Source organism: Actinomadura sp. WMMA1423, from assembly GCF_006547145.1.
Lineage (GTDB): Bacteria > Actinomycetota > Actinomycetes > Streptosporangiales > Streptosporangiaceae > Spirillospora.
In genome coordinates, this window is sequence record NZ_CP041244.1 from 9420139 (window position 1) to 9442888 (window position 22750).

A 22750-nucleotide genomic window follows, 5' to 3' on the forward strand; every position below is an offset into this window, starting at 1 on the left:
CTCGACGCGGGTTTTCCCTTGGTTAGGGTATGCACGCTTTCGGGCGGGGCATGCGGAAGCACCGCTGCCGTTCAGTCTTCTCCCAGGTGTACGGGCCTTTCCTCATGCCGGGTTCACGGGGAGGTGAAGCCCCCCGCATCCGGCGGCAGCTCGGACGCGGCGGCCCGGTCCAGCAGGAAGAGGGTCCGGCTCCTCCCGCGGGCCCCGGCGCACGGGACCTGGAACGGGTCCGCGTCAGGGGACAGCCCGCGCGCGACGGCCTTCGCCTTGGACTCGCCCGCCGCGAGCACCCACACCTCGTCCGCGGCGCGCAGGGACGGGAACGTGAGCGAGAGCCGGGTCGGCGGCGGTTTCGGGGCGCCGCGCACCGCCGCCACCGCGCCCTCGTCGCGCAGCGCCGGCATCTCCGGGAACAGCGACGCCACGTGCGCGTCGGGCCCGACGCCCAGCATCAGCACGTCGAAGGACGGCACGGGGCCGCCGCCGGCGGCGGCCCCGAGCTCGGCGGCGTAGCGCTCGGCCGCGGCGTCGGGGTCGTCCCCGTCCGGGCCGTCCGCCGCCGGCATCGCGTGCACCCGGGCCGGGTCGAGCGGGACGCGGTCGAGCAGCGCCTCCCGCGCCCCCGTCTCGTTGCGCTCCGGGTCGCCCGCCGGAAGGAAACGCTCGTCGCCCCACCACACGTCGAGCCGGCCCCAGTCGACCGCGTCGCGGGCGCCGGAGGCGGCCAGCGCGGCGAGCACCGCCGTGCCGACGCCGCCGCCGGTGAGCACCACCGACGCCGAGCCCCGCGCCGCCTGGGCGTCGGCGATCCGGGTCACCAGCCGGGCCGCGGCCGCCTCGGCGAGCAGGGCCTGGTCGCGGTGGACCAGGACGGCCGGGGGAGTCACGAGTCCCCCGACTTGCCGCGCCCCTTGCGCGCCGGCTGCCTGCCCGTCGCCTGCTTCTTGGCGGGTTCGGACTTGGCGGTCTCGGACTTGGCCGTCTCGGTCTTGGCGGCGTCGGGCGTCGCCGACACCGGCTCGCTCGCCACGCCGGGCTTCTGCGTCCCGCCCGCGAGGTCCTTGGCGAACCGGGCGGCGGCGTCGCGGTAGACCTCGTCGGGGTCGAGGCGCCGCAGCTCCTCGGCCAGCAGCTCCGCCATCGGCCGCCGCACCAGCGACACCTGCCGGTCGGGCTGGCCCGGACGGCACAGCGTCGCGACCCGGCCGTCCGGGCGGTCGATCACGAGGTCGCCGCTCGTCGTCACCAGCCGGACGCCGGTGATGCCGGGGCCCTCGGAGACCGTCCGGTCCACCGGGACGCCGAGGCGGACCGACAGCCACGCGGCCAGCAGCTCCGCGCTCGGGGAGTCCGGCTCGGCCATCACCTCGCCGGCGGTGATCTCGTCGTGCTCCTGGTCGAGCGCGGCGGCCAGCAGCGAGCGCCAGGAGGTCAGCCGCGTCCAGGTGAAGTCGGTGTCGCCGGGCCGGTAGCCCTCGGCGAGCTGGGCCAGGGTCCCGAGCCGGTCGCGCGCCGCGTAGGCGTCGGTCACCCGGCGCTGCGCCAGCCGGCCGAGCGGGTCCTTGGCCGGGACCTTCGGCACCTTGCCGCCGGGCCACCACGTCACCACCGGGGTGTCGGGCATCAGCAGCGGCACGACGACGGAGTCGGCGTGCTCGGCCAGCGGCCCGTACATGCGCAGCAGCACCGTCTCGCCGGGGCCGGTCTCGCCCATGCGGATCTCGGCGTCGAGCCGCGACGAGCCGCCCCGCGGGTCGCGGGAGATGACGGTCAGCACCCGGCAGGGGTGCTCGCGCGCCGCCTCGGTCGCGGCGCGCACCGCGTCGTACTGCGCCGACTCGTCCGTCACGATGATCAGAGTGAGCACCATGCCGACGGCCGGGCCGCCCATCAGGTGCCGCGACTGCGTGAGCGCGTCCTGGATCTTGCGGGTCGTCGTGCCGGTCAGATCGATGTTCATCTAGAGCCGCCTCCAGGTTCGGCCGTCCCGCGCCATCAGCTCGTCGGCGCTGTCGGGCCCGTAGCCGCCGGACTTGTACTGGTCGAGCCCGCCGCGGCTCGCCCAGTACTCCTCGATCGGGTCGAGGATCTTCCAGGACAGCTCGACCTCCTCCTGCCGGGGGAACAGCGGCGGATCGCCGATCAGCACGTCCAGCAGCAGCCGCTCGTACGCCTCGGGCGAGGCCTCGGTGAACGACTCGCCGTAGGCGAAGTCCATGTTCACGTCGCGGATCTCCATCGAGGTGCCGGGCACCTTCGAGCCGAACCGGACCGTGATGCCCTCGTCCGGCTGCACCCGCATCACCAGGGCGTTCTGCCCGAGCTCCTCGGTGTCGGTGTGCGAGAACGGCAGGTGCGGCGCCTTCTGGAACACCATCGCCACCTCCGTCACCCGGCGGCTCAGCCGCTTGCCGGTGCGCAGGTAGAACGGCACGCCCGCCCACCGGCGGTTGTCGATGTCCAGCTTGACCGCGGCGTAGGTCTCGGTGCGCGAGTCGGCGGGGATGCCCTCCTCCTCGAGGTAGCCCCGGACGCTCACGCCGCCCTGCCAGCCCGCCGCGTACTGCCCGCGCGCGGTGGAGCGGGCCAGGTCGCCCCGCACCCGGACCGAGGAAAGGATCTTGGCCTTCTCGGCGCGGACCGCGTCGGCGCCGAAGGACGTCGGCTCCTCCATCGCCGTGAGCGCCAGCAGCTGCAGCAGGTGGTTCTGGATGACGTCGCGGGCGGCGCCGATGCCGTCGTAGTACCCGGCCCGGCCGCCGATCCCGATGTCCTCGGCCATCGTGATCTGCACGTGGTCGACGAAGGAGCGGTTCCAGATCGGCTCGAACATCGTGTTGGCGAACCGCAGGGCCAGGATGTTCTGCACCGTCTCCTTGCCGAGGTAGTGGTCGATCCGGAAGATCGCCTCCTCGGGGAACACGCGGTGCACGGTGTCGTTCAGCTCCAGCGCGGTCTTCAGGTCCCGGCCGAACGGCTTCTCGATGACGACCCGGCGCCAGGAGCCCTCCTCGCGGTCGGCGAGCCCGCTGCGCTGCAGCTGCTCGACGACCTCCGGGAAGAACTTCGGCGGGATCGACAGGTAGAACGCGTAGTTGCCGCCCGTGCCGCGGCTCTCGTCCAGCTCCTTGACCGCCATCGCCAGCGCGTCGAACGCGCCCGGGTCGCTGAACTCGCCGGGGACGAAGTGCATGCCCTCCATGAGGTGCGTCCACACGTCCTCGCGGAACGGGGTCCGCGCGTGGGCCTTGACCGACTCGTAGGCGATCTGGCGGAAGTCCTCGTTCTCCCAGTCGCGCCGGGCGAACCCCACCAGGGAGAAGCCCGGCGGCAGCAGCCCCCGGTTCGCCAGGTCGTAGATCGCCGGGAGGAGCTTCTTGCGCGACAGGTCCCCGGTGACCCCGAACAGCACGAGCACGCATGGCCCGGCCACCCGCGGCAGGCGCTTGTCCCGCGGGTCGCGGAGCGGATTGGCTGGGTTGGTCACGTGGCCCCCTCTGTTCGCACTGCCTCTGATCGCACTGCGCCTAGTCCGACTACTGCTGCAAGCATCCTGCCCCAACTCGTTTCGCGGGTCCCGACTCGGAACCGCCCCCGTCCGGCCGCGGTCTCCGGTCCCCGGCTTCGGCCCTCATATGTCCCCTCTGGCGGTGTCGAGCAGCCGGGCCAGCCCCGCCCAGCGGTTCTGCAGGTGGAGCCGTACCACCGGGCGGCCCGCCGCGCGCGCGTCGCGGGCGTCCCCGAGCGCCCGCGCGAGCTGCAGCATGCCGAGCCCGTGGTGCCGGCCGGGGACCGGCACGTCGCGGACGACGTTCCCGGTCACCAGAAGGTAAACGCATCCGTCCGGATGATCATTTCCGCTCGCGGGCGGCCGCGCGCCCCAGCCCACCTGGACCGGGCGCCCGCAGCGGGCGGCGAGCAGCGCCGCCAGCCGGCGCACCTGCGCGCCCTGGCCGCGCGCCTCGTCCGGGTCGAGGTAGGCGGCGAGCGAGAGGTGCTCGCGCGGTCCGACCATACCGGTCAGCGCGTCCAGCAGCCCGGTGAGCCCGGCCGCGCCCGCCAGCGCCGGGACGGTCGTGTGCGCCTCGACGGCGCGGCCGGGGTCGCCGTCGGCGAACAGCGGCTCGCCGGTCCCGTCGTCCAGCGTCATCGGCGCGGGCCGCTCCGCCGAGACCAGCGGGTCGGCTCCCAGCAGGTAGGACGCCACCGCGGCCGCGTACTCCCACACGACCAGCTGCGCGGCGAGCGGACCGGCCACCGTGGCGTCGTCCTGGTGGGGGCGGCCGTCGAACGTCAGCAGGAACAGGTCGTCGGCGGGCTGCAACGGCAGGCCCCCGTCCTGGACGACCGGCGTCAGCAGGCCGCGGGCCGCCTCCTCCAGGAGCAGCGCGGCCCACCGGGCGACGCCCGGCAGCGCGGCCGGGTAGCCGCCGAGCACGGCCGTCCGCCGCCCCGCCCTGGCCGCGCCGCCGAGGACGGCGCCGAGCACGAGGCCCGGGTTGTTCTCCGGCCGCGTCAGCGACGGCAGGACGGCGGTGGCCTCCTCGAGCAGCGCCGCGACGTCGGCGCCCGCGAGCGCGGCGGGCACCAGGGCGTAGGGCGACAGCGCGCCGAACGCGGTGGGCGCCGGCGCCTCCACCAGCGCGTGCCCCGCCGCCGTCGCGTGCTCGGCCGCCGCCGCGCGCGGCTCGGCGACCGTCACGAACCGCCGCGCGACCTCGGCGGGGGACAGGTCCGCCTCCCGCAGCGCCTCCGCGAACACCTGCCGCAGCACCTCGGTCGCCGGGTCGTCGCCCGTCACCACGAAGACCGTCCGGCCCAGCCGGTCGGGGTCCTCCCGGACGCGCAGCGGCGGACCCGGGTCCGGGCCGTCCAGCACGGCCAGCCCGCCGCGGCCGTGCGGCGCTTCGGGCCCGCGGGCGCGGACGATCAGTTCCGCGGCGCGGGCAGGGGGGCCGCCGCCGAGCAGCACCACCTCGGTCAGCCCGTCCGAGCGGGCCCGCCCGCGCAGCTCTTCGGCACGGTCCAACACCGCGCGGCCGGGGCCCGGCTGCCCGGGCCAGCACAGCGGCCGCCCCTCCACGCCGGCGGTGGCGGCCGACGGCCACAGCGAGGCGTCCTCCGAGGCGAGCCGGACGGGCACCTGGTCGATCCACAACCGGCCCAGCACCCGCTCGGCTGCCTCCTTCAGCGCCCCGCGGGCGGTGATGGCCGTCTCCCCCGAGACGACGGCGGTGAAGCTCACGGCCTGCGTGCCCCCGCCACCGCGCGGACCGCCTCGGTCAGCCGCCCCGCGCCCTCCACCGGGTTGCGCAGGTGCAGCCGGATCACCGGCAGCCGCCGCGCGCGCAGCGCCCGCAGCTCCCCGAGGGCGCGCGCGATCTGCAGCTGGGCCAGGCTGTAGGGGCGGCCGGGGACGGGGTGCGCGGCGAGCGCGTCCCCCGGCGCGGGCTCGCCGGTGATGATGAGGAACGCGCCGTTGCCCGGGCCGTCCTTGTGCACCGGCCCCGTCGCGTGCGGGTAGCCGGGCCCCGGCCCGTAGGCGACCGGGCGCCCGGAGGCGCGGGCCAGCGACGGCGCGAGGTAGCGCCCCGAGAAGTCGCCCGACAGGTACGTCATCACCGCGAGGTAGCCGTCGGAGGGCACGGAGGCGACCAGCCCGCCGAGGACGGTCTGGAGCTCGGCGCCGGCGGGCCACGGGAAGTCGGCGTGCACCTCGATGTCGTCCTCGACGTACACCGGCCGCTCCTGCGTGAGCGACCCGCCCGCGACCGTGCGCAGCAGCGTGGCGGCGTCGTCCTCGGCCTCCTGGACGACCGTGCTGCCCGCCTCGAACGGGTTCACGCCGAGCAGCCACCCGGCGACCGCCGTCGCGTACTCCCACAGCAGGAACTGCGCGCCGAGCGGCGCCCACACCGAGGTGTCGGACTCGTCCTGCGCCGCCGACCGCGGGTTGACCGACACGCCGTGCACGTCGGGGAACTCGCCCCGCGCGCCGGGCGGCTCGAAGGCCAGCACGCCGCGGCCCCGCTTGCCGGTGCCGACCGCGAGCAGCTGGGAGATCCACGCGCTCAGCGCGCCGGGCCCGCCCGGCTCGCGCAGCAGCACCTTGTCGCGGGCGAGGCCGCCCGGCCCCTGCTGCGCGCAGCCGCCGATGACGGCGCCGAGCAGCAGGCCCGGGTTGTCCTCGTCCTTGGACAGCGAGGGCACCAGGGAGGCCGCCTCCTCCAGCAGCCGGTCGGCGTCCGCGCCCGCGAGCACGGCCGGGACGAGCCCGTACGCCGACAGGGCGCCGTAGTGCCCGGGAAGGTAGGGGTCGGTCAGCCCGATCCGGTACCCGCACTGGCGGGCGAAGTCGTGCAGCGGGCTGCCGTGGTCGGTGATGACGAGGAACCGGCTCGCGATCTCACGCTCCGACAGGCCCCGCTCCCGGAACGCCGCGGCGAAGATCCGGCGGTAGGCGTCGCCCTCCAGGGACACGCCCGCCTTGCTGGCCAGCACGACCAGCGTGCGGTCGAGCCGCTCCATCGCGAACGCGAGCGCGGCGGTGTCGCCGCCGTCCAGGACGGTCAGCTCTCCGGACGGCCGCTCGGGCGTGCCGCCGGCCCCCGCCAGCGCGGGCGCGTGCGCCTCCATCACGGCCTGCGCGGCGAGGCTCTCCGCGCCGACGCCGATCAGCACGATGTGGTCGAGGCCCGAGTAGCGCGCCTCCGACACCAGGCCGTTCACCTGGTTCAGCAGGCCGCGGGAGGCGAACGGCAGGTCGAGCCAGCCGAGCCGGCTGTGGTCGACCGCCCGCCGCCCCCACAGCCGGGGGTCCTTGGCGGCCAGCGCGCCGGGGACGCCGCAGCTCACGAGGTAGTCTCGCGCCTGCAGCGCCGAGTCCAGCACGTCACCGCGCGTCAGTACGTCGAATCCGGACACCGTTCCCTCCCGGCCCCCATCGTTTCAGGAGAGAAAGGGCATTCGCGACCATCTCCGTCGATCTTCTTGGTCGCGTCCCGGATCCGGCCGGTCGCTTTGTGTCGACTCGTCGCGACACGGCCGGACCCGGGCCGGCTCAGCCGAGCGCCGCGGCGAGCTGGGCGAGGCCCTCGGCGCGGTCGCGCAGGTGGATCCGGAAGGCGGGACGGCCGAGCGAGCGCAGCACCCGCAGGTCGCCGAACGCCTGCGCGAGCTGGAGTTCGCCGAGGCTGTAGGGCGTGTCCGGAACCGGCACGTCGCCGCCGACCGCTCCGGTCACCTGCAGGAACGCGCCGTTCGCCGGGCCGCCCTTGTGGTACTGCCCGGCGCCGTGCAGGTAGCGGGGACCCCATCCGAACGTGACGGGGGCCGGATGCTTGCGGACCTTGGCGCCGCGCGCCGCGAGCAGCGGCCGCAGTCCCGCCGCCGCCGCGTCCCCCGCCCGGTCGAGGTAGACCAGGAGCGCGAGGTAGCCGCCGTCCTGGACGTCCTCCAGAACGGTGTCGAGCGCCTCGGCGAGGGTCTGCGCGCCGCGCAGCGCCCCCTCGGGCGCGTGGACCTCCACCGCGCCCTCGACCAGCTCCGGGGGCCGGTGGACCACCGTGGGCGCGGCGCCCTCCTCGGGGCGCAGCAGCGCCGCCGTGCTGTCCCGCGACTCGCCGGTGTCGGGCTCGGAGAACGGGTCGGCCCCGATCACCCGGCATGCCACCGCGACCGCGTACTCCCACAGCAGGAACTGCGCGCCGAGCGGCCCGGCGACGCTCACCCCCGCCTCGCGCCCGGGGCCCGGCTCGTCCGGGCGGCGGCCGAGGATGACCCGGCGCAGCTCGCCGGTCAGCTCGAATCCGGGCGCGTCGACGCCCTCCACCACGATTGGGAGCAGGCCCTTGCCGTCCTTGCCCATCGCCCCGGCCACCAGCTGCTCGGCCCACGCGGCGAAGCCGTCCTGCCCGGAGCCGAGATCGGCGATCACCAGCTTGTCGCGGTCGCCGAGCGCCGAGGACGCGAGCGCGGCGCCGAGCGCCAGCGCCGGGTTGTCGTAGGGCTGCCGCAGCACCGCCCCGAGCCGGGACGCCTCGTCCAGCAGGGGCTCGGCGTCCACTCCCGCGAGCATGGCGGGGGCGAGCGCCCGGGCGCCGAGCGCGCCGAAGCGGCCGTCGACATAGGGCTCGGCCGGGACGAAGTGGTGCCCGGCCTCGCGAGCCGTGCGCTGGAGGTCGGAACCCTCCTCGGCCACCACGACGAAGCGGCGCGCCAGATCCTCGCCCGCCAGCCCCGCCTCGGAGAAGGCGCGGCCGAACACGCGCCGCAGCGCGTCGGCCTCGACGCCCTCGTCCGCGACGACCACGAGCGTCCGGTCCAGGCCGCCCGCCAGGACGGCGGACACCTCGTGCGGGTCGGTGGTGTCCAGGACGGTCAGGTCGGCGCCCGCCGTCCGGCAGATCGCCTCCGCGGCGAGGGCCGGGCCCCCGGAGGCGGCCAGCACGACCCGGTCGAGGCCCGCGGAGCGGACCTCGCGCACGAGGCCGGCCAGCCGGTCCCTCAGGTACCGCGACGCCTCCGGCAGGCCGAGCCAGCCGAGCCTGCGCGCGGCGAGCGGGGCGGCGTCCGGGCCCCACAGCTTGGCGTTGCCGGACGCCAGCGAACCCGGCACGCCGTCGGAGACGAGACGGTCGAGGACCGTCTCGCTCTCGTCGACGACGGCGCCGCGGATGGTGACCGAGATCCCCCCGGCGGTCACCACCGAGGTCACGCGCCGGCCTTCTTGGACTCCAGCTCGCTGGTGATGGTGTCGAGGAGCTCCTTCCAGGAGGCCTCGAACTTCTCGACGCCCTCCTCCTCGAGCACCCGCACGACGTCGTCGTAGTCGACGCCGGCGTCCTTGAGCGCCGCCATGTGCGCGCGGGCGTCGTCGTAGGCGCCCCGGACGGTGTCGCCGCGGACCTGGCCGTGGTCGGCCTCCGCCTCGAGCGTCGCCTCCGGCATCGTGTTGACCGTGCCCGGCGCGACCAGCTCGTCCACGTACAGGGTGTCGTTGAGGTCGGGGTCCTTCACGCCGGTCGAGGCCCACAGCGGCCGCTGGGGACGGGCCCCGGCGTCCTTCAGCGCCTTCCACCGGTCGGTGGCGGACTTCTCCTCGAACAGCGCGTAGGCGAGCCGGGCGTTGGCGATGCCGGCCTTCGAGCGGAGCGCCTTGGCCTCGTCCGAGCCGATCTTGTCGAGCCGCTTGTCGATCTCGGTGTCCACCCGGCTGACGAAGAACGAGGCCACCGAGGCGATCGTCGACAGGTCGCGGCCGTTCTCCCTGGCCTTCTCCAGGCCCTCGAAGAACGCGTCGATGACCTTGCCGTAGCGCTCCAGCGAGAAGATCAGCGTCACGTTCACGCTGATGCCCTCGGCCAGCGCCGCCGTGATCGCCGGCAGGCCCTCCTCGGTCGCCGGGATCTTGACGAGCAGGTTGGGCCGGTCGACCATCCACCACAGGGCGCGGGCCTCGGCGACCGTCCGGCGGGTGTCGCGGGCCACGCGCGGGTCGACCTCGATCGAGACGCGCCCGTCCAGGCCGTCGGTCCGGTCGTAGACGGGGCGCAGCACGTCGCAGCCCCACCGGATGTCGTAGGTGGTGATCGCCCGGGAGGCCTCCTCGACGTCCACGCCGCGCACCGCGAGGTCGCGGACCTGCTCGTCGTAGGCGTCGCCCTTGCTCAGCGCCTTGGCGAAGATCGTCGGGTTGGACGTGACGCCGACGACGTGCCTGTCCTTGACCAGCTCCGCCAGGTTGCCCGAGCGCAGCCGCTCGCGGCTGATGTCGTCCAGCCAGATCGACACGCCCTCGCCCGAGAGCTCTTTCAGAATCTCGCTCATCGCTTTTCTCCTCGTCGTCTTCACGTCGTCTGCGTCGCCCCGCGGGGGGCCGGGCGGCGGCGCCCCTGCCAGGGCGCCGCCCGCCCTCATGGGCCGCGGCTCAGTTGCCGGTCGTGTCACCCTGCCCGGCGTTGCGCACCCCGGCCTTGATGAGGCTGGACTTGGCCGCCGCCACCACCCGCTCGGACGTGATGCCGAACTGCTGGAACAGGGTCTTGTAGTCGGCCGAGGCGCCGAAGTGCTCCAGGCTCACCGACTCGCCGGCGTCGCCGACGTAGGAGCGCCAGCCGAGCGCCACGCCGGCCTCGACCGACACCCGGGCGCGCACGCCGGGCGGCAGGACCTCCTGCCGGTAGGCGTCGCTCTGCTCGTCGAACCACTCGACGCACGGCATCGACACGACGCGGGTCGGAGTGCCGCCGGACTGGAGCGTCTCGCGCGCCTCCAGTGCCAGCGCCACCTCGCTGCCGGTCGCGATGATGATCACCTCGGGCCGCCCGCCCTCGGCGTCGGCCAGCACGTAGCCGCCCTTGGCTGCGCCCTCGGCGGACGCGAGCCCGCCGCCGCGCTCCAGCGTCGGCAGCTTCTGCCGGGTGAGCGCGAGGCCGGCCGGCCGGTCGGTGTGGCGCAGCACCGTCCGCCAGGCCACCGCCGTCTCGTTGGCGTCGGCCGGGCGCACGACGTCCAGGCCGGGGATCGCCCGCAGCGCCCACAGGTGCTCGACCGGCTGGTGGGTCGGACCGTCCTCGCCGAGGCCGATCGAGTCGTGCGTCCAGACGAAGGTGACGGGCAGCTTCATCAGCGCCGCCAGCCGGACCGCCGGGCGCATGTAGTCACTGAAGATCAGGAACGTGCCGCCGTAGGGGCGGGTGCCGCCGTGCAGCGCGATGCCGTTGCAGATGGCGGCCATCGCGTGCTCGCGGACGCCGAAGTGCAGCGTCCGGCCGTAGCGGTGGCCGGGGAACTCCTTGGTCTGGAACTCCTCGGGGATGAAGGACGGCTCGCCCTTCATGGTCGTGTTGTTGCTCTCCGCGAGGTCGGCCGAGCCGCCCCACAGCTCCGGCAGCGCCGGCGCCAGCGCCGCGAGCACCTCGCCGGACGCCGCGCGGGTCGCGATCTCCTTGCCGGCCTCGAACTCCGGGAGTGCGTCCTCCCAGCCCGCGGGCAGGGTGCGGGTCGAGATCCGGTCGAACTCGGCGGCCCGCTCGGGGTTCGCGGCCCGCCACGCCTCGAACGTCCGGCTCCACTCCGCGTGCTCCGCGCGGCCCCGGTCGGACACGGCGCGGGCGTGGGCCAGCACCTCCTCGGGGACGTGGAAGCTCTCGGCCGGGTCCATGCCGAGGACCTGCTTGGTCGCGGCGACCTCGTCCGCGCCGAGCGCCGAACCGTGGATCTTGCCGGTGTTCTTCTTGTTCGGCGCCGGCCAGCCGATGATCGTGCGCAGCGCGATGAAGGAGGGCCGGGACGTCTCGGCCTTCGCCGCGGCGAACGCGGCGGCCAGCGCGGCGACGTTCTCCTCGTAGTCGCCGTCCTGCGTCCAGTCGACGTGGTGGACGTCCCAGCCGTAGGCCGCGTACCGGGCGCGCACGTCCTCCGACAGGGCGATCGCCGTGTCGTCCTCGATCGAGATGTGGTTGTCGTCGTAGAGCAGGACCAGGTTGCCGAGGCGCTGGTGGGCCGCCAGCGCGCTCGCCTCGTGGCTGATGCCCTCCTCGATGTCGCCGTCGGAGGCGAACGCCCAGATGGTGTGGTCGAAGGGGGACTCGCCCTCGGGGGCGTCAGGGTCGAACAGGCCGCGCTCGCGGCGGGCCGCCATCGCCATCCCGACGGCGTTGGCGACGCCCTGACCGAGGGGCCCGGTGGTCGTCTCCACGCCCGCGGTGTGCCCGTACTCGGGGTGGCCGGGGGTGAGGCTGCCCCACTTGCGCAGCGACTTCAGGTCGTCCAGCGTCATCGGGTAGCCCGACAGGAACAGCTGGATGTAAAGGGTCAGGCTGGAGTGGCCGCAGGACAACACGAACCTGTCCCGCCCGGGCCACTGCGGGTCCGTCGGGTCGTGCCGCAGGAAGCGCTGGAAGAGAAGGTAGGCGGCCGGGGCGAGGCTCATCGCGGTCCCGGGGTGACCGGAGCCCGCCTCCTCGACCGCGTCCATGGCGAGGGCGCGGATCGCGTCCACCGCGCGCCGGTCCTGGTCGGACCACTCAAACGTGCTGTTGTCCCTGCTCACGGAAACGCCAGGCTCCTCTCGAACCGATGTCATAGAACACTCTGCAATCTCGTGCGCCGACTGCCCGCGCGAACCCCCTTAAGGGCAACGTCCGGCGGTGCGGCGCCTCTTCCCCTGCCCCGTGCGCCCGCGGGGAGCGGCCTCGAAGATCGTGCCGCGCCCCTGGCCGCGAGCCTATCGCGCGGGAGGGCCGCCGCAGGCTGGAGCGGGGGGACCGCGGCGCCGCGCGCCGGGCATCGGGCCGCGACGCTTCATGCACCCTTGCCCGAAGGGCTCGCGGACTAACCCCCCGCGCGGGTGATCCGGCGGGTGATCCGGGCCGCCCGGGTCCGGCGGGGCGCCGGACGTGCGGCGCGCCGCGTCCGGCGACCCGGTGCGCGCCCCCGGGAGGGGGCGGACTACAGTGATTGCGCGGCTGAGGCCAGAGGCCGCGGCAAGACGACCAGTCCGAAGTCGCACCCAGCCGAGGCCGGCCCGGATCGCGGGGGCACCGCCGAGGTGGTACCGATTTCTCATCCCTAGTCAGACGTGGACCCGATTGTGACGGTGCTCAGTAACAAGCGCGGGATCGAGCTGGACGAGCAGGTGCCGGAGGCGCCCCCGTCCCCGCTCGCGCCGCCTCCCGCCGAGCGGGCCGCCCGGCGCACGCCCGGCGCGAGCGTGCGCGCCTACGTGGCGCTGACGAAGCCGCGCGTGATCGAGCTGCTCTTGATCACCACCATCCCGGTGATGTTCCTCGCGGCCGGGGGCGTGCCGCCGCTGTCCACCGTCCTGCTGACGCTCGCGTTCGGCACCATGTCCGCGGGCGCCGCCAACGCGATCAACTGCTACATCGACCGCGACATCGACGCCAAGATGCGCCGGACCCGGCGCCGCCCCCTGGCCCGCCACCAGGTGACCCCGGCCCGCGCCCTGGTCTTCGGGGTGACGCTCGCCGCCGTGTCCACCCTCGGGTTCCTGCTCGCGGTGAACCCGGTCGCCGCGGCGGGGTCGCTGTTCGCGATCCTGTTCTACGTCTTCGTCTACTCGCTGCTGCTCAAGCGGCGCACGTCGCAGAACGTCGTGTGGGGCGGGATCGCGGGGTGCATGCCCGTCCTCATCGGCTGGGCCGCCGTCACCGGAGGCGTCGCCTGGACGCCGCTCGTCCTGTTCGGCGTGGTGTTCCTCTGGACGCCGCCGCACACCTGGACCCTCGCGATGCGCTACCGCGAGGACTACGCCGTCGCCAAGGTCCCGATGCTGCCGGTCGTCGCGTCCGAGCGCCGCGTCGTCGTCGAGAGCCTGGTGTACACCTACGCGACCGTCGCCTGCTCGCTGGCCCTGTGGCCCGTCGCCGGGATGGGCCCGGTGTACGGGGCCGTCGCCGTCGTGCTCGGGCTGGTCTTCCTCGCCGAGGGGCACCGCCTGCTGAAGGCGGTCCGCGCCGGGGTCACCGGTGTCCACCTGCGGCCGATGCGCTTCTTCCACCTCTCGAACGTCTACCTGGCGCTGCTGTTCACCGCCGTGGCGGTCGACCCGCTCCTGCGCTGACGGCTTTACGGCGCTTTAGCGATCGGTCCGACCTGCCGTTACCCTTCGCGTTATGGCGAGCATGGATCCCAAGGCGGTGCTCGAGGGCCGGGTCCCCGGACGGCCTCCGGTGGGGCTGATCCTCGGCATGACCGTGTCCGGGCTGTGCGCCGTCATCGCGCTCGGCACCTACGCCGTGCTCGGCGGGGCGGGCTTCTGGGTGGGGGCGCTCCTGGCGATCCTGCCGATCCCGCTGCTGATCGCCCTCGCGCTCACCCTCGACCGGCTGGAGCCCGAGCCGCCGCGCGCCCTCGCCTTCTCGTTCATGTGGGGCGCGGGGGTCGCCGTGCTGGGCGCCCTCGTGCTCAACACCCTCGGACTGCTGTACGTGACCGTGCCCATCTTCGGCGAGACGGAGGGCCACTTCGTCAGCGCCGCCATCGGGGCGCCGATCATCGAGGAGACGCTGAAGGGCGCCGTCCTGTTCGGCATGCTGTGGTTCCGCCGCAACGAGATCGACGGGTTCGCCGACGGGATCATGTACGCCGCGATGGTCGGCCTCGGCTTCGCCATGATGGAGAACATCACCTACTACATGCGGGCCTTCGACGACGGCGGCGCGCAGCAGCTCCAGGCGGTGTTCATCCTGCGCGGCCTGATCGCGCCGCTCAGCCACCCGCTGTTCACCGCGATGACGGGGCTCGGCGTCGCCTACGCCGCCACCCACCGGCGCGGCCAGATCGCCGCCCCGCTCGCCGGTCTGCTCGGCGCGATGGTCCTGCACGGGCTGTGGAACGGCGCCGCCGCGTTCGGGCTCGGCGGCCTCGGCGTCGTCTACCTGCTGGACTTCTGCGTCCTGGTCACGCTGATCGTCATCGTGTTCGTCGAGCGCCGCGGCACCGTGCGCCGCATCGAGGCGTACCTGCCGATGTACGCCGGGACGGGCCTGGTCACGCCGCAGGACGTGCGGATGCTGCGTTCCATCCCCTCGCGCCGCGCGGCCCGCCGCTGGGCCCGCTCGGTCGGCGGCGCACCCGCCGGGCGCGCCATGGTCGACTACCAGCTCGCCGCGACCGAGCTGGCGCTGCTGCACAAGCGCGCCGACCGGGGCGTCGCCGACCAGCGCTGGTTCGTCACCCGCCGCGACTCCCTGCTCCAGCTGATGGCGCTGGCGAGGCAGGCGTTCCTGCGCACCGCGCCGAGCCCCGTCGCGGGCCCTCCGGCCGGGCCGCCGTGGGCGCGGCAGGGCCCTTCGGGGTTCGTGCCGCCGCAGCCGCCGGGCCCCTACGGGCCCTGACCCGGCCGGGCGCCCGCGGCCCGGCCGCCGCCGGGCGCCTCGTGGACGCGCGTGGGCGGGGGCCGGGTCACGGTCGCGGGGACCCGGCCATACGATTGGTGCCGTGGCAGAGCGAGAGTCGTCCAACCCCCTGATCCGGACCTGGAACGCCGTGTGGCGCCCGACGCCCGGGTCGCTGCGGCTGCTCGCGCTGCTCGGCGTCATCGGCAACGTGGTGATCGTCGTCAGCGGCGGCGCCGTCCGCGTCACCAAGTCCGGCCTCGGCTGCCCCGACTGGCCGCGCTGCTCCGGCGACAGCCTCGTGCCCACCCACGACCCCGAGCACCACGTGCTCAACATGTCGATCGAGTTCGGCAACCGCCTGATCACCTTCGTGGTGCTCGGCGTCGGCATCCTGGTGTTCGTCGCCGCGCTGCGGCTGCGGCCGCGCCGCCGGAGCCTCGTCTGGTGGGCGCTGGCCCAGCCGATGAGCGTGGTCGCCCAGGCGGTCATCGGCGGCATCGTCGTGCTGACCAAGCTGCATCCGGCCGCGGTGTCCCTGCACTTCCTGGTCTCGCCCGCCCTGCTGGTGTTCTGCGTCGCGCTGTGGGTCCGCGCGGGGGAGGGCGACGCGCCGCCCCGGCCGCTCGCCGGGCCCTGGACGCGGCGCCTGGCCGCCGCGCTGCTGGTCTCCTGCGCCGCCGTGATGGTCGCGGGCACCGTCGTCACCGGGACGGGCCCGCACGCGGGCGACGCCGAGTCGCGCCGCTACGGCTTCGACATCACCGACGTCGCGCGGATCCACGGCGAGCTGGCGTGGCTCACCATCGCGCTGACGGTGCTCGCCCTCGCGGCGCTGCACCGCACGGGCGCGCCCGCGGCCGCCCGCCGGCGCGCCCGCGAGCTCGCCGGGCTGATCGTCCTCCAGGGCGCCGTCGGCTACACCCAGTACTTCCTCGGCGTCCCCGCCGGGCTGGTCCTGCTGCACATGCTCGGCTCGGTGCTGATGTGGATCGCGGCGTTCCGCCTGTTCTTCGCCCTGCGCGACCGGGGCCCCGCACCCGGGCGCGCGGCCGCGGAGCCGGGCCCGGCCGCCCCGCGGGCCGCCGAGGCGCCCCAGCCCGCCTGAGGCGCGGCCCCCGGCCGCCGCTCAGCTCTTGCGCAGGAACGCGCGCAGGCGCTCCAGCGGCCAGGTGTTGATGACGTCGTCCGGGGTCAGCCACCCTCGCTGGGCGGTGCCGACGCCGTAGCGGATGTTGCGGTGGTGGCCGACCGAGTGGGCGTCGGTGTCGACGGAGAACTTCACGCCGAACCGCTTCGCGCGCCGGATCAGGTCGGCGGGCAGGTCGAGGCGGTCGGGGAAGGAGTCGACCTCCATCGCGGTGCCGGTGCGGGCGGCGGCGCGGAACACCTCGTCCCAGTCGGCGTCGACCGGCGGGCGGCGGCCGATGCTGCGGGCGGTGGGGTGGCCGATCACGTGGACGTGGGGGTTCTCGCACGCGCGGACCAGCCGCCGGGTCATGCTCGCCTCGTCCTGCGTGAAGTGGGAGTGGACGGAGGCGACGCAGACGTCGAAGCCGGACAGGAAGTCGGCGTCCCAGTCGACGCCGCCGTCGGGGTCGATGTTGAGCTCGGTGCCGTGCAGGAGCGTGAGGCCGGGGTACCGGTCGCGCAACTCGGCGATCCGCGCCCGCTGGGCGAGCATCTTCTCGTCGGTCATGCGCTGCATGACCAGGTTCGGCGCGTGGTCGGTGATCGCGTAGTACTCCAGGCCGCGGGCCCGCGCGGCGGCGGCCATGTCCTCCAGGGAGGCGACGCCGTCGGTCAGGTCGGTGTGGCTGTGCAGGTCGCCGCGAAGGTCCTCGACGGTCACCAGGCGGGGCAGCTCGTCCTTCAGCGCCGCCTCGATCTCGCCGGAGTCCTCGCGCAGGGCGGGGTGGACCCAGGGCAGGCCGAGGCGCTCGTAGACCTCCTCCTCGGTCCTGGACACGACCAGCTCGCCGCTCCCGGCGTCGAACAGCCCGTACTCCGACAGCTTGAGGCCCGCCTTGACGGCGATCTCGCGGGTGCGGATGTTGTGCGCCTGCGAGCCGGTGAAGTACTGGAGCGCGGCGCCCCACGACTCGGGCGGGACGACGCGCAGGTCGACCTGCAGGCCCGCGGTGGTGCGGATCGAGGTCTTCTTGTCGCCGCCCGCGATGACCTCCGCGACGAGCGGGAGCGCGGTGAACGCCTCCATGATGGGGCGCGGGTCGCGGGAGGCCGCGAGGACGTCGACGTCGCCGATCGTCTCGCGCATGCGGCGCAGCGAGCCGGCGTGGGCGCAGCGCTCCACCTGCGGCAGCTCCGACAGGGCCGCGACGATCTCGTCGGCCACGCCCGCCGCGGCGTCGACCAGGACGCGGTCGCCGGCGCCGCGCATCAGCTCGATGCCGCGGAGGATGTTCTCCTCGGTCTTGGCGCCGAAGCCCTTGAGACCGCGCAGGCGGCCCTCCTCGACGGCGGCCGCCAGCTCGTCCACCGACGAGACGCCGAGCGCCTCGTAGACGGCGAGGGCCTTCTTCGGGCCGAGGGTGGGGATGGCGGTGAGGGACCGGACCCCGGGCGGGATCTGCGTGCGCAGCTCCTCGACCTGCCGGATCGTGCCGGTGGTGTTGTAGTCCAGGAGCTTCTTGGCGATCGCGTCGCCCACCCCCTGGATCCCGCGCAGCCCGGCCAGGTCGAGGCCGGAGATGTCGCCGGGGTGGCCCGCGACCGCCCGCGCCGCCTTCTCGTACGCCCTGATCTTGAACGCGTCCCCGCCCGTGATGGACAGCAGGTCGGCCAGTTCCTGGATGAGGGCCGCAGCCTCGTCGTTCGCCCGTGCCATGGGCCGAGTCTAGAAGCCGCCTACGACGCTTCCGGCGTCAGCGCAGGGGCGCGACGGGGCCGCCGGGCCGCTCGGTCCGGCCGCGCACGACCTCGTCGGCGATCGCCGCCACCTGCTCGTCCGGCAGCCGCCGGTAGCCGTCGGCGGTGACGACGGCGATCGTCGGGTAGATGCGCCGGGTCGGGTCGGGGCCGCCGGTGGCGGTGTCGTCGTCGGCCGCGTCGTAGAGGGCCTGGACGCACGCGGTGGCGGCGTCCTCCAGGGACAGGTCGTCGCGGTAGAGCTTCTTCAGCGCGCCGCTCGCGTACGGGGAGCCGGAGCCGTCCGCGTGGAAGCCGCGGGCCTCCTGCGGGGCGCCGGTGATGTCGTAGGTGTAGATGCGCCCCTCGCCGGACTCGGGGTCGACGCCGGCGAAGAGCGGGACGACCGCCAGCCCCTGGAGGGCCTGGGCGAGGTTGGCCTGGATCACGGCGCCGAGGCGGCGGGCCTTGCCCGGCAGCGACAGCGGGACGGTCTCCATCTTCTCGTAGTGCTCCAGCTCCACCTGGAACAGCCGGACCATCTCCAGCGCCAGCCCGACCGTGCCCGCGAAGGCGACGGCGGAGTGCTCGTCGGCGCGCTGCACCTTGTCGAGCTCGCGGTAGGCGATGCGGTTGCCCTGTGTGGCGCGCCGGTCGCCGGCCATCATGACGCCGCCCGGGAACGTCAGCGCCAGGACCGTCGTCCCGTGCGGCAGCTCGGGCGCGTCCCCCTCCGGCACCCGGTTGACGGGCAGCAGCTCGGGGGAGTGCAGGCGCAGGAAGTCGACGAACGACGCCGACCCCGCCTCGAAGAACTCGGGCGGAATCCCCTGGTCCTCGCTCCGGCCGATCACGGCGGCTCCTCTCCGGCTCGATGATCGCGACGTCCCGATCCTTCCACGCTGCCACATCCCGCCGCCACCGGTCAGGCCTCGGGCGCCTCGAGCGGCTCCTTCCGGCTCCTCGTGGCACCCGCGCAGGCGACGATGACGCAGCAGATCGCCGCCCACTGGCGCCCGGTGAGGATCTCGCCGAGCAGCGCCACCCCGACGAGCGCCGCCACGGCGGGCTCCAGGCTCATGAGGATCCCGAAGACGCGGGCGGGCATCCGCCGCAGCGCCTCCAGCTCGAGCGAGTACGGGATCACCGACGACAGCAGCCCGACGCCGAGGCCGATCAGCAGGAGCCGCGGGTCGAGCAGCGCGGAGCCCGCCGACGCCACGCCGAGCGGGAGGATCGCGGCGGTCCCGACGATGCTGGCGAGCGCCAGGCCGGTGGTCCCCGAGAACCGCTTGCCGGTCGCGGCGGTGAGCACGATGTAACCCGCCCAGCATGCCCCCGCCAGCAGCGCGAACGCGATGCCGACCGGGTCGAGCGGGCCGCTGCCGCCCCTGGCCAGCAGGACGACGCCGGCCCCGGCGAGCACGACCCACAGCGCGTCCCGGGGGCGCCGGGAGGCGACGATCGAGACCGCGAGCGGCCCGAGGAACTCGATCGTGACCGCGACGCCGAGCGGGATCCGCGAGAACGACTGGTAGATCGAGAAGTTCATCAGCGCCAGCGCCAGCCCGAATCCGGCGGCGATGGCGAGGCTGGAGCGCGAGTGGTCGCGAAGGACGGTCCGCAGCGCCCGGCGGGCGAGGAACCCCAGCACGATCGCCGAGGTCAGCAGCCGCATCGTCACGACGGCGCTCGGCGGCAGCCGGTCGAACAGGTGCTTGGCCAGGCCCGCCCCGACCTGCAGGGAGATGATGCCGAGCAGGATCAGCGCGGGCGGCGGCACCGACCCGAGCGAGAGCGCCCGCGACCGCGGGGAACGGGCGCGGCGGGACGCGCCGCCGAACGAGCCGGGCGCCTCGGACAGGGCCATGCGCTACTCCCACCTGAAGAAGCGGGCGGACAGGGCGAGGCCCGCGGCGGCCCAGACGGCGAGGACCGCCAGCGGCCCGGCGGGGAACGCGGCGCCGTGCTGGAGGACCTGGCGCAGCCCCTCGGCCAGCGCGGAGATCGGCAGCAGCTCCAGGACCGTGCGCACCGCCCCGGGGAACCTGTCGAGCGGGAAGACGACGCCGCCGAGGGCGAGCAGCAGGATGTAGACGAGGTTGGCGGCGGCGAGGGTGGCCTCGGCGCGCAGCGTGCCCGCCATGAGCAGCCCGAAGCCGCTGAACGCGGCGGTGCCGAGCAGCAGCAGGACGACCGCGGACAGCGGGTCGCCATGCGGGTGCCAGCCGAGCACCAGCGCCACCGCGCAGACGACCGCCGCCTGCACGGCCTCGACCGCGACCACGCTGAGCGTCTTGGCGGCGATGAGCCCGCCGCGCGGCAGCGGGGTCGCGCCGAGCCGCTTGAGGACGCCGTAGCGCCGCTCGAACCCGGTGCCGATGGCCTGGCCGGTGAACGCGGTGGACATCACCGCGAGGGCGAGGATCCCGGGCGTGAGGAAGTCGACGCGGCGGGCCGTGCCGAGGTCGAGCAGGGAGGTGGCGCTGAACAGGGTCAGCAGCACCACCGGGATGATCAGCGTGAGCAGCAGCTGCTCGCCGTTGCGCAGCACGGCGCGGAACTCGTAGCCGGCCTGGGCCATGATCATCCGCGGCAGCGGGGCGGCGCCCGGCGCGGGGGCGAGGTCCAGCGGGGCCGGCGGGGTCGGCGGGGTCGTCACGAGCGCAGCTCCCGTCCGGTGAGTTCGAGGAAGACGTCCTCCAGCGTGCGGCGCTCGATGCGCAGGTCCTCGGTCATGACGCCGTGCGAGGCGCACCAGGCGGTGACCGTGGCCAGCAACTCGGGCCGGACCTCCGCCTCGATCAGGTAGTGCCCGGCGGGCGACTCCTTGGCGGCGCTCCCGGCGGGCAGCGCCGCGAGCAGCTCCTCGAGGCCGAGGCCGGGGCGGGCGCGGAACCGCAGCTGCCGCTCGGCGCCGGTCAGCTCCTCGGGGGCGCCCTCGGCGACGACCTTGCCGCCGTCGACGATCACGACGTGGTCGGAGAGGCGCTCGGCCTCGTCCATGTTGTGCGTGGTGAGCACGACCGACACCCCCGCGGCGCGCAGCTCCCCGATCAGGTCCCAGGTGGCGTGCCTGGCCTGCGGGTCGAGCCCGGTGGTGGGCTCGTCGAGGAAGACCAGCTCGGGCCGCCCGACCACCGCGACGGCCAGCGAGAGCCGCTGCTGCTGCCCGCCCGACATCCGCCGGAACGGGGTGCGCGCGTGCTCGGCGAGGCCGAGCCGCTCGAGCAGGGCCGCGGTGTCGAGCGGCCTGGCGTGGAACGAGGCGACCAGCCGCAGGAACTCGCCGGCGCGGGCCGTGCCCGGCACGCCGCCGGACTGCGGCATCACCCCGACCCGGGGGCGCAGGGCGCGCCCGTCGGCGGCGGGGTCCAGCCCGAGGACGCGGACGGTGCCGGAATCGGCCCGCCGGAACCCCTCGCAGATCTCGATCGTGGTGGTCTTGCCCGCGCCGTTCGGGCCGAGCAGCCCGGTGACCGCGCCCCGGGCGGCGCTGAGCGACAGGCCGTCCACGGCCGTCACCGCGCCGTAGCGCTTGGCGAGGGAGCGCAGTTCGACCGCGCCGTCTCCGGGGGGTGTCATGCTCACGAGTTTAGGTCCGGGGGAGGACAGGTCCGCGCCCGGTCCCGGCCGGGACCGCGTGAAGGAGCGGCAAAGGCGTCCGGTGGAAGTCGATCTAGTTTCGCCGCCGCCCGCCGGGGAATCCGCGATCTGGGAGCAGCGGCGCCGCGGCCGGGCCCCGGGGGAGGTGGGATGGCGTTCCGCGTCGATTCGGAGGTCGGCAGGCTCAGGGAGGTGCTGCTGCACAGGCCCGAGCTCTCGCTGAAGCGCCTCACCCCCTCCAACGCGGCCGGGCTGCTGTTCGACGACGTGCTGTGGGTCAGGCGCGCGGTGGAGGAGCACGAGGAGTTCGAGGACGTGCTGCGCGCCCAGGGCGTGCGCACGCACCTGCTGATGGACCTGCTGACCGAGACCGTCGCGATCCCCGAGGCGCGCCGCCACATCCTCGACCGCGTCGTCGACCCGCACTGGTTCGGCCCCCTCGCCACCGACGCGATCCGCAACTGCTTCGACGCCATGGACGTGGCGGACCTGGCCGCGTTCCTGGTCGGCGGCATCACCAAGCGGGAGATGCTGGAGCGGATGCCGGAGCCGGCGTCGATCGCCTTCCACTCCGTCGAGACGGACGGGTTCGTCCTGCCGCCGCTGCCCAACCACCTGTTCACCCGCGACACGTCCTGCTGGATCTACGACGGCGTCTCCATCAACACGATGCGCATGAAGGCCCGGATGCGCGAGACGGTGAACATGGAGGCGATCTACCGCTGGCACCCGCTGTTCGCCGCCGGCCACGACCGGCCCGCCGAGGGCGGCTACCACGTGTGGAACCGCGGCACCGCGATGGCGCCGGCGACGCTGGAGGGCGGCGACGTGCTGGTCCTCGGGAACGGCAGCGTGCTGGTCGGGATGAGCGAGCGCACGCAGCCGCAGGCGGTCGAGATGCTGGCCCAGTCGCTGTTCGCCGCGGGCTCGTGCGAGCGGATCGTCGCGCTGCGGATGCCGCGCAAGCGGGCGTTCATGCACCTGGACACCGTCATGACCATGGTCGACCACGGCGTGTTCACCAAGTACGCGGGGATGGGCATGCTGCCGTCGCACACCGTCGAGCCCGGCGACAACGAGAAGGAACTCAAGATCACCGACCATCCGCCGGAGGACATGCACCGGGCCATCGCCGCCGCGGCCGGGACCGGCGACATCAAGGTGCTCACCCCCACGCAGGACGTGTTCGCCGCCGAGCGCGAGCAGTGGGACGACGGCGCGAACGTCCTGGCCGTCTCGCCGGGCGTCGTCATCGCCTACGAGCGCAACGCCACCAGCAACAACCACCTGAGCCGGAACGGGATCGAGGTCATCACGATCCGCGGCAGCGAACTCGGCCGGGGGCGCGGCGGGCCCCGGTGCATGAGCTGCCCGCTCGTCCGGGACGCCTGAAGCCCGGAGGCGGACCGCCGGGG

At 74.5% G+C, this 22750-nt stretch carries 17 protein-coding genes; 4 read left to right on the plus strand and 13 right to left on the minus strand.

From position 1 onward, the window contains the following. Window positions 1-113 precede the first annotated feature (113 nt). The 8 genes from pgl to tkt all read right to left on the minus strand — a co-directional run bounded on the left by pgl (window position 114) and on the right by tkt (window position 12088). Window positions 114-887, minus strand: coding sequence for a 6-phosphogluconolactonase (pgl, locus tag FKD65_RS43380; RefSeq protein WP_141586075.1), 774 nt, complete (start codon window positions 885-887; stop codon window positions 114-116). Next, window positions 884-1960: a glucose-6-phosphate dehydrogenase assembly protein OpcA gene (gene opcA, locus FKD65_RS43385; protein ID WP_141586077.1), complete on the minus strand. Its 1077-nt coding sequence runs from the start codon at window positions 1958-1960 to the stop codon at window positions 884-886. Before opcA ends, pgl begins: the two co-directional genes overlap by 4 nt. Further along, complete coding sequence (zwf, locus tag FKD65_RS43390) at window positions 1961-3487, minus strand: glucose-6-phosphate dehydrogenase (RefSeq protein WP_141586079.1); 1527 nt, start codon at window positions 3485-3487, stop codon at window positions 1961-1963. 144 nt (window positions 3488-3631) lie between these two features. Continuing rightward, window positions 3632-5245, minus strand: coding sequence for a hypothetical protein (locus FKD65_RS43395; RefSeq protein WP_141586081.1), 1614 nt, complete (start codon window positions 5243-5245; stop codon window positions 3632-3634). Continuing rightward, window positions 5242-6924, minus strand: a complete 1683-nt coding sequence (locus FKD65_RS43400; RefSeq protein WP_141586083.1) for a phosphoheptose isomerase — start codon at window positions 6922-6924, stop codon at window positions 5242-5244. Before FKD65_RS43400 ends, FKD65_RS43395 begins: the two co-directional genes overlap by 4 nt. Before the next feature lie 136 nt (window positions 6925-7060). Next, window positions 7061-8716, minus strand: a complete 1656-nt coding sequence (locus tag FKD65_RS43405) for a glucose-6-phosphate isomerase (protein ID WP_141586085.1) — start codon at window positions 8714-8716, stop codon at window positions 7061-7063. After that, window positions 8713-9828, minus strand: coding sequence for a transaldolase (gene tal / locus FKD65_RS43410; RefSeq protein ID WP_141586087.1), 1116 nt, complete (start codon window positions 9826-9828; stop codon window positions 8713-8715). Before tal ends, FKD65_RS43405 begins: the two co-directional genes overlap by 4 nt. A gap of 100 nt (window positions 9829-9928) precedes the next feature. Then, the gene (tkt, locus tag FKD65_RS43415; RefSeq protein WP_141586089.1) at window positions 9929-12088 is read right to left on the minus strand and encodes a transketolase; all 2160 of its coding nucleotides are present in this window, start codon (window positions 12086-12088) and stop codon (window positions 9929-9931) included. Between the two features lie 552 nt (window positions 12089-12640). On the opposite strand from tkt, the gene FKD65_RS43420 reads away from it, so the two are divergent. The 3 genes from FKD65_RS43420 (at window position 12641) to FKD65_RS43430 (ending at window position 15969) form a co-directional block, all read left to right on the plus strand. Next, a complete protein-coding gene (locus FKD65_RS43420; RefSeq protein ID WP_141587444.1) occupies window positions 12641-13585 on the plus strand; it encodes a heme o synthase in 945 nt (314 codons plus the stop codon). Window positions 13586-13637: 52 nt separating this feature from the next. Then, complete coding sequence (locus FKD65_RS43425) at window positions 13638-14861, plus strand: PrsW family intramembrane metalloprotease (RefSeq protein ID WP_141586091.1); 1224 nt, start codon at window positions 13638-13640, stop codon at window positions 14859-14861. 103 nt (window positions 14862-14964) lie between these two features. Continuing rightward, a complete protein-coding gene (locus FKD65_RS43430; RefSeq protein ID WP_240809888.1) occupies window positions 14965-15969 on the plus strand; it encodes a heme A synthase in 1005 nt (334 codons plus the stop codon). 21 nt (window positions 15970-15990) lie between these two features. On the opposite strand, the gene polX is transcribed toward FKD65_RS43430, so the two are convergent. From polX to FKD65_RS43455, 5 genes are all read right to left on the minus strand, one after another. Next, window positions 15991-17709, minus strand: coding sequence for a DNA polymerase/3'-5' exonuclease PolX (polX, locus tag FKD65_RS43435; RefSeq protein WP_141586095.1), 1719 nt, complete (start codon window positions 17707-17709; stop codon window positions 15991-15993). A 37-nt stretch (window positions 17710-17746) separates the two neighbouring features. Then, window positions 17747-18583: a proteasome subunit beta gene (gene prcB, locus FKD65_RS43440; RefSeq protein WP_141586097.1), complete on the minus strand. Its 837-nt coding sequence runs from the start codon at window positions 18581-18583 to the stop codon at window positions 17747-17749. A 71-nt stretch (window positions 18584-18654) separates the two neighbouring features. Continuing rightward, window positions 18655-19599, minus strand: coding sequence for a DMT family transporter (locus FKD65_RS43445; RefSeq protein WP_141586099.1), 945 nt, complete (start codon window positions 19597-19599; stop codon window positions 18655-18657). A gap of 3 nt (window positions 19600-19602) precedes the next feature. Then, entirely contained in the window at window positions 19603-20319 is a 717-nt protein-coding gene (locus tag FKD65_RS43450) for an ABC transporter permease (protein ID WP_141587445.1), read from the minus strand. A gap of 68 nt (window positions 20320-20387) precedes the next feature. Further along, window positions 20388-21314 (minus strand): ABC transporter ATP-binding protein, encoded by a 927-nt coding sequence (locus tag FKD65_RS43455; protein ID WP_141586101.1) that lies wholly within the window; start codon window positions 21312-21314, stop codon window positions 20388-20390. Window positions 21315-21485: 171 nt separating this feature from the next. Between FKD65_RS43455 and FKD65_RS43460 the strand changes: the two genes are divergently transcribed. Beyond that, the gene (locus FKD65_RS43460) at window positions 21486-22727 is read left to right on the plus strand and encodes an arginine deiminase (protein WP_141586103.1); all 1242 of its coding nucleotides are present in this window, start codon (window positions 21486-21488) and stop codon (window positions 22725-22727) included. Window positions 22728-22750 lie beyond the last annotated feature (23 nt).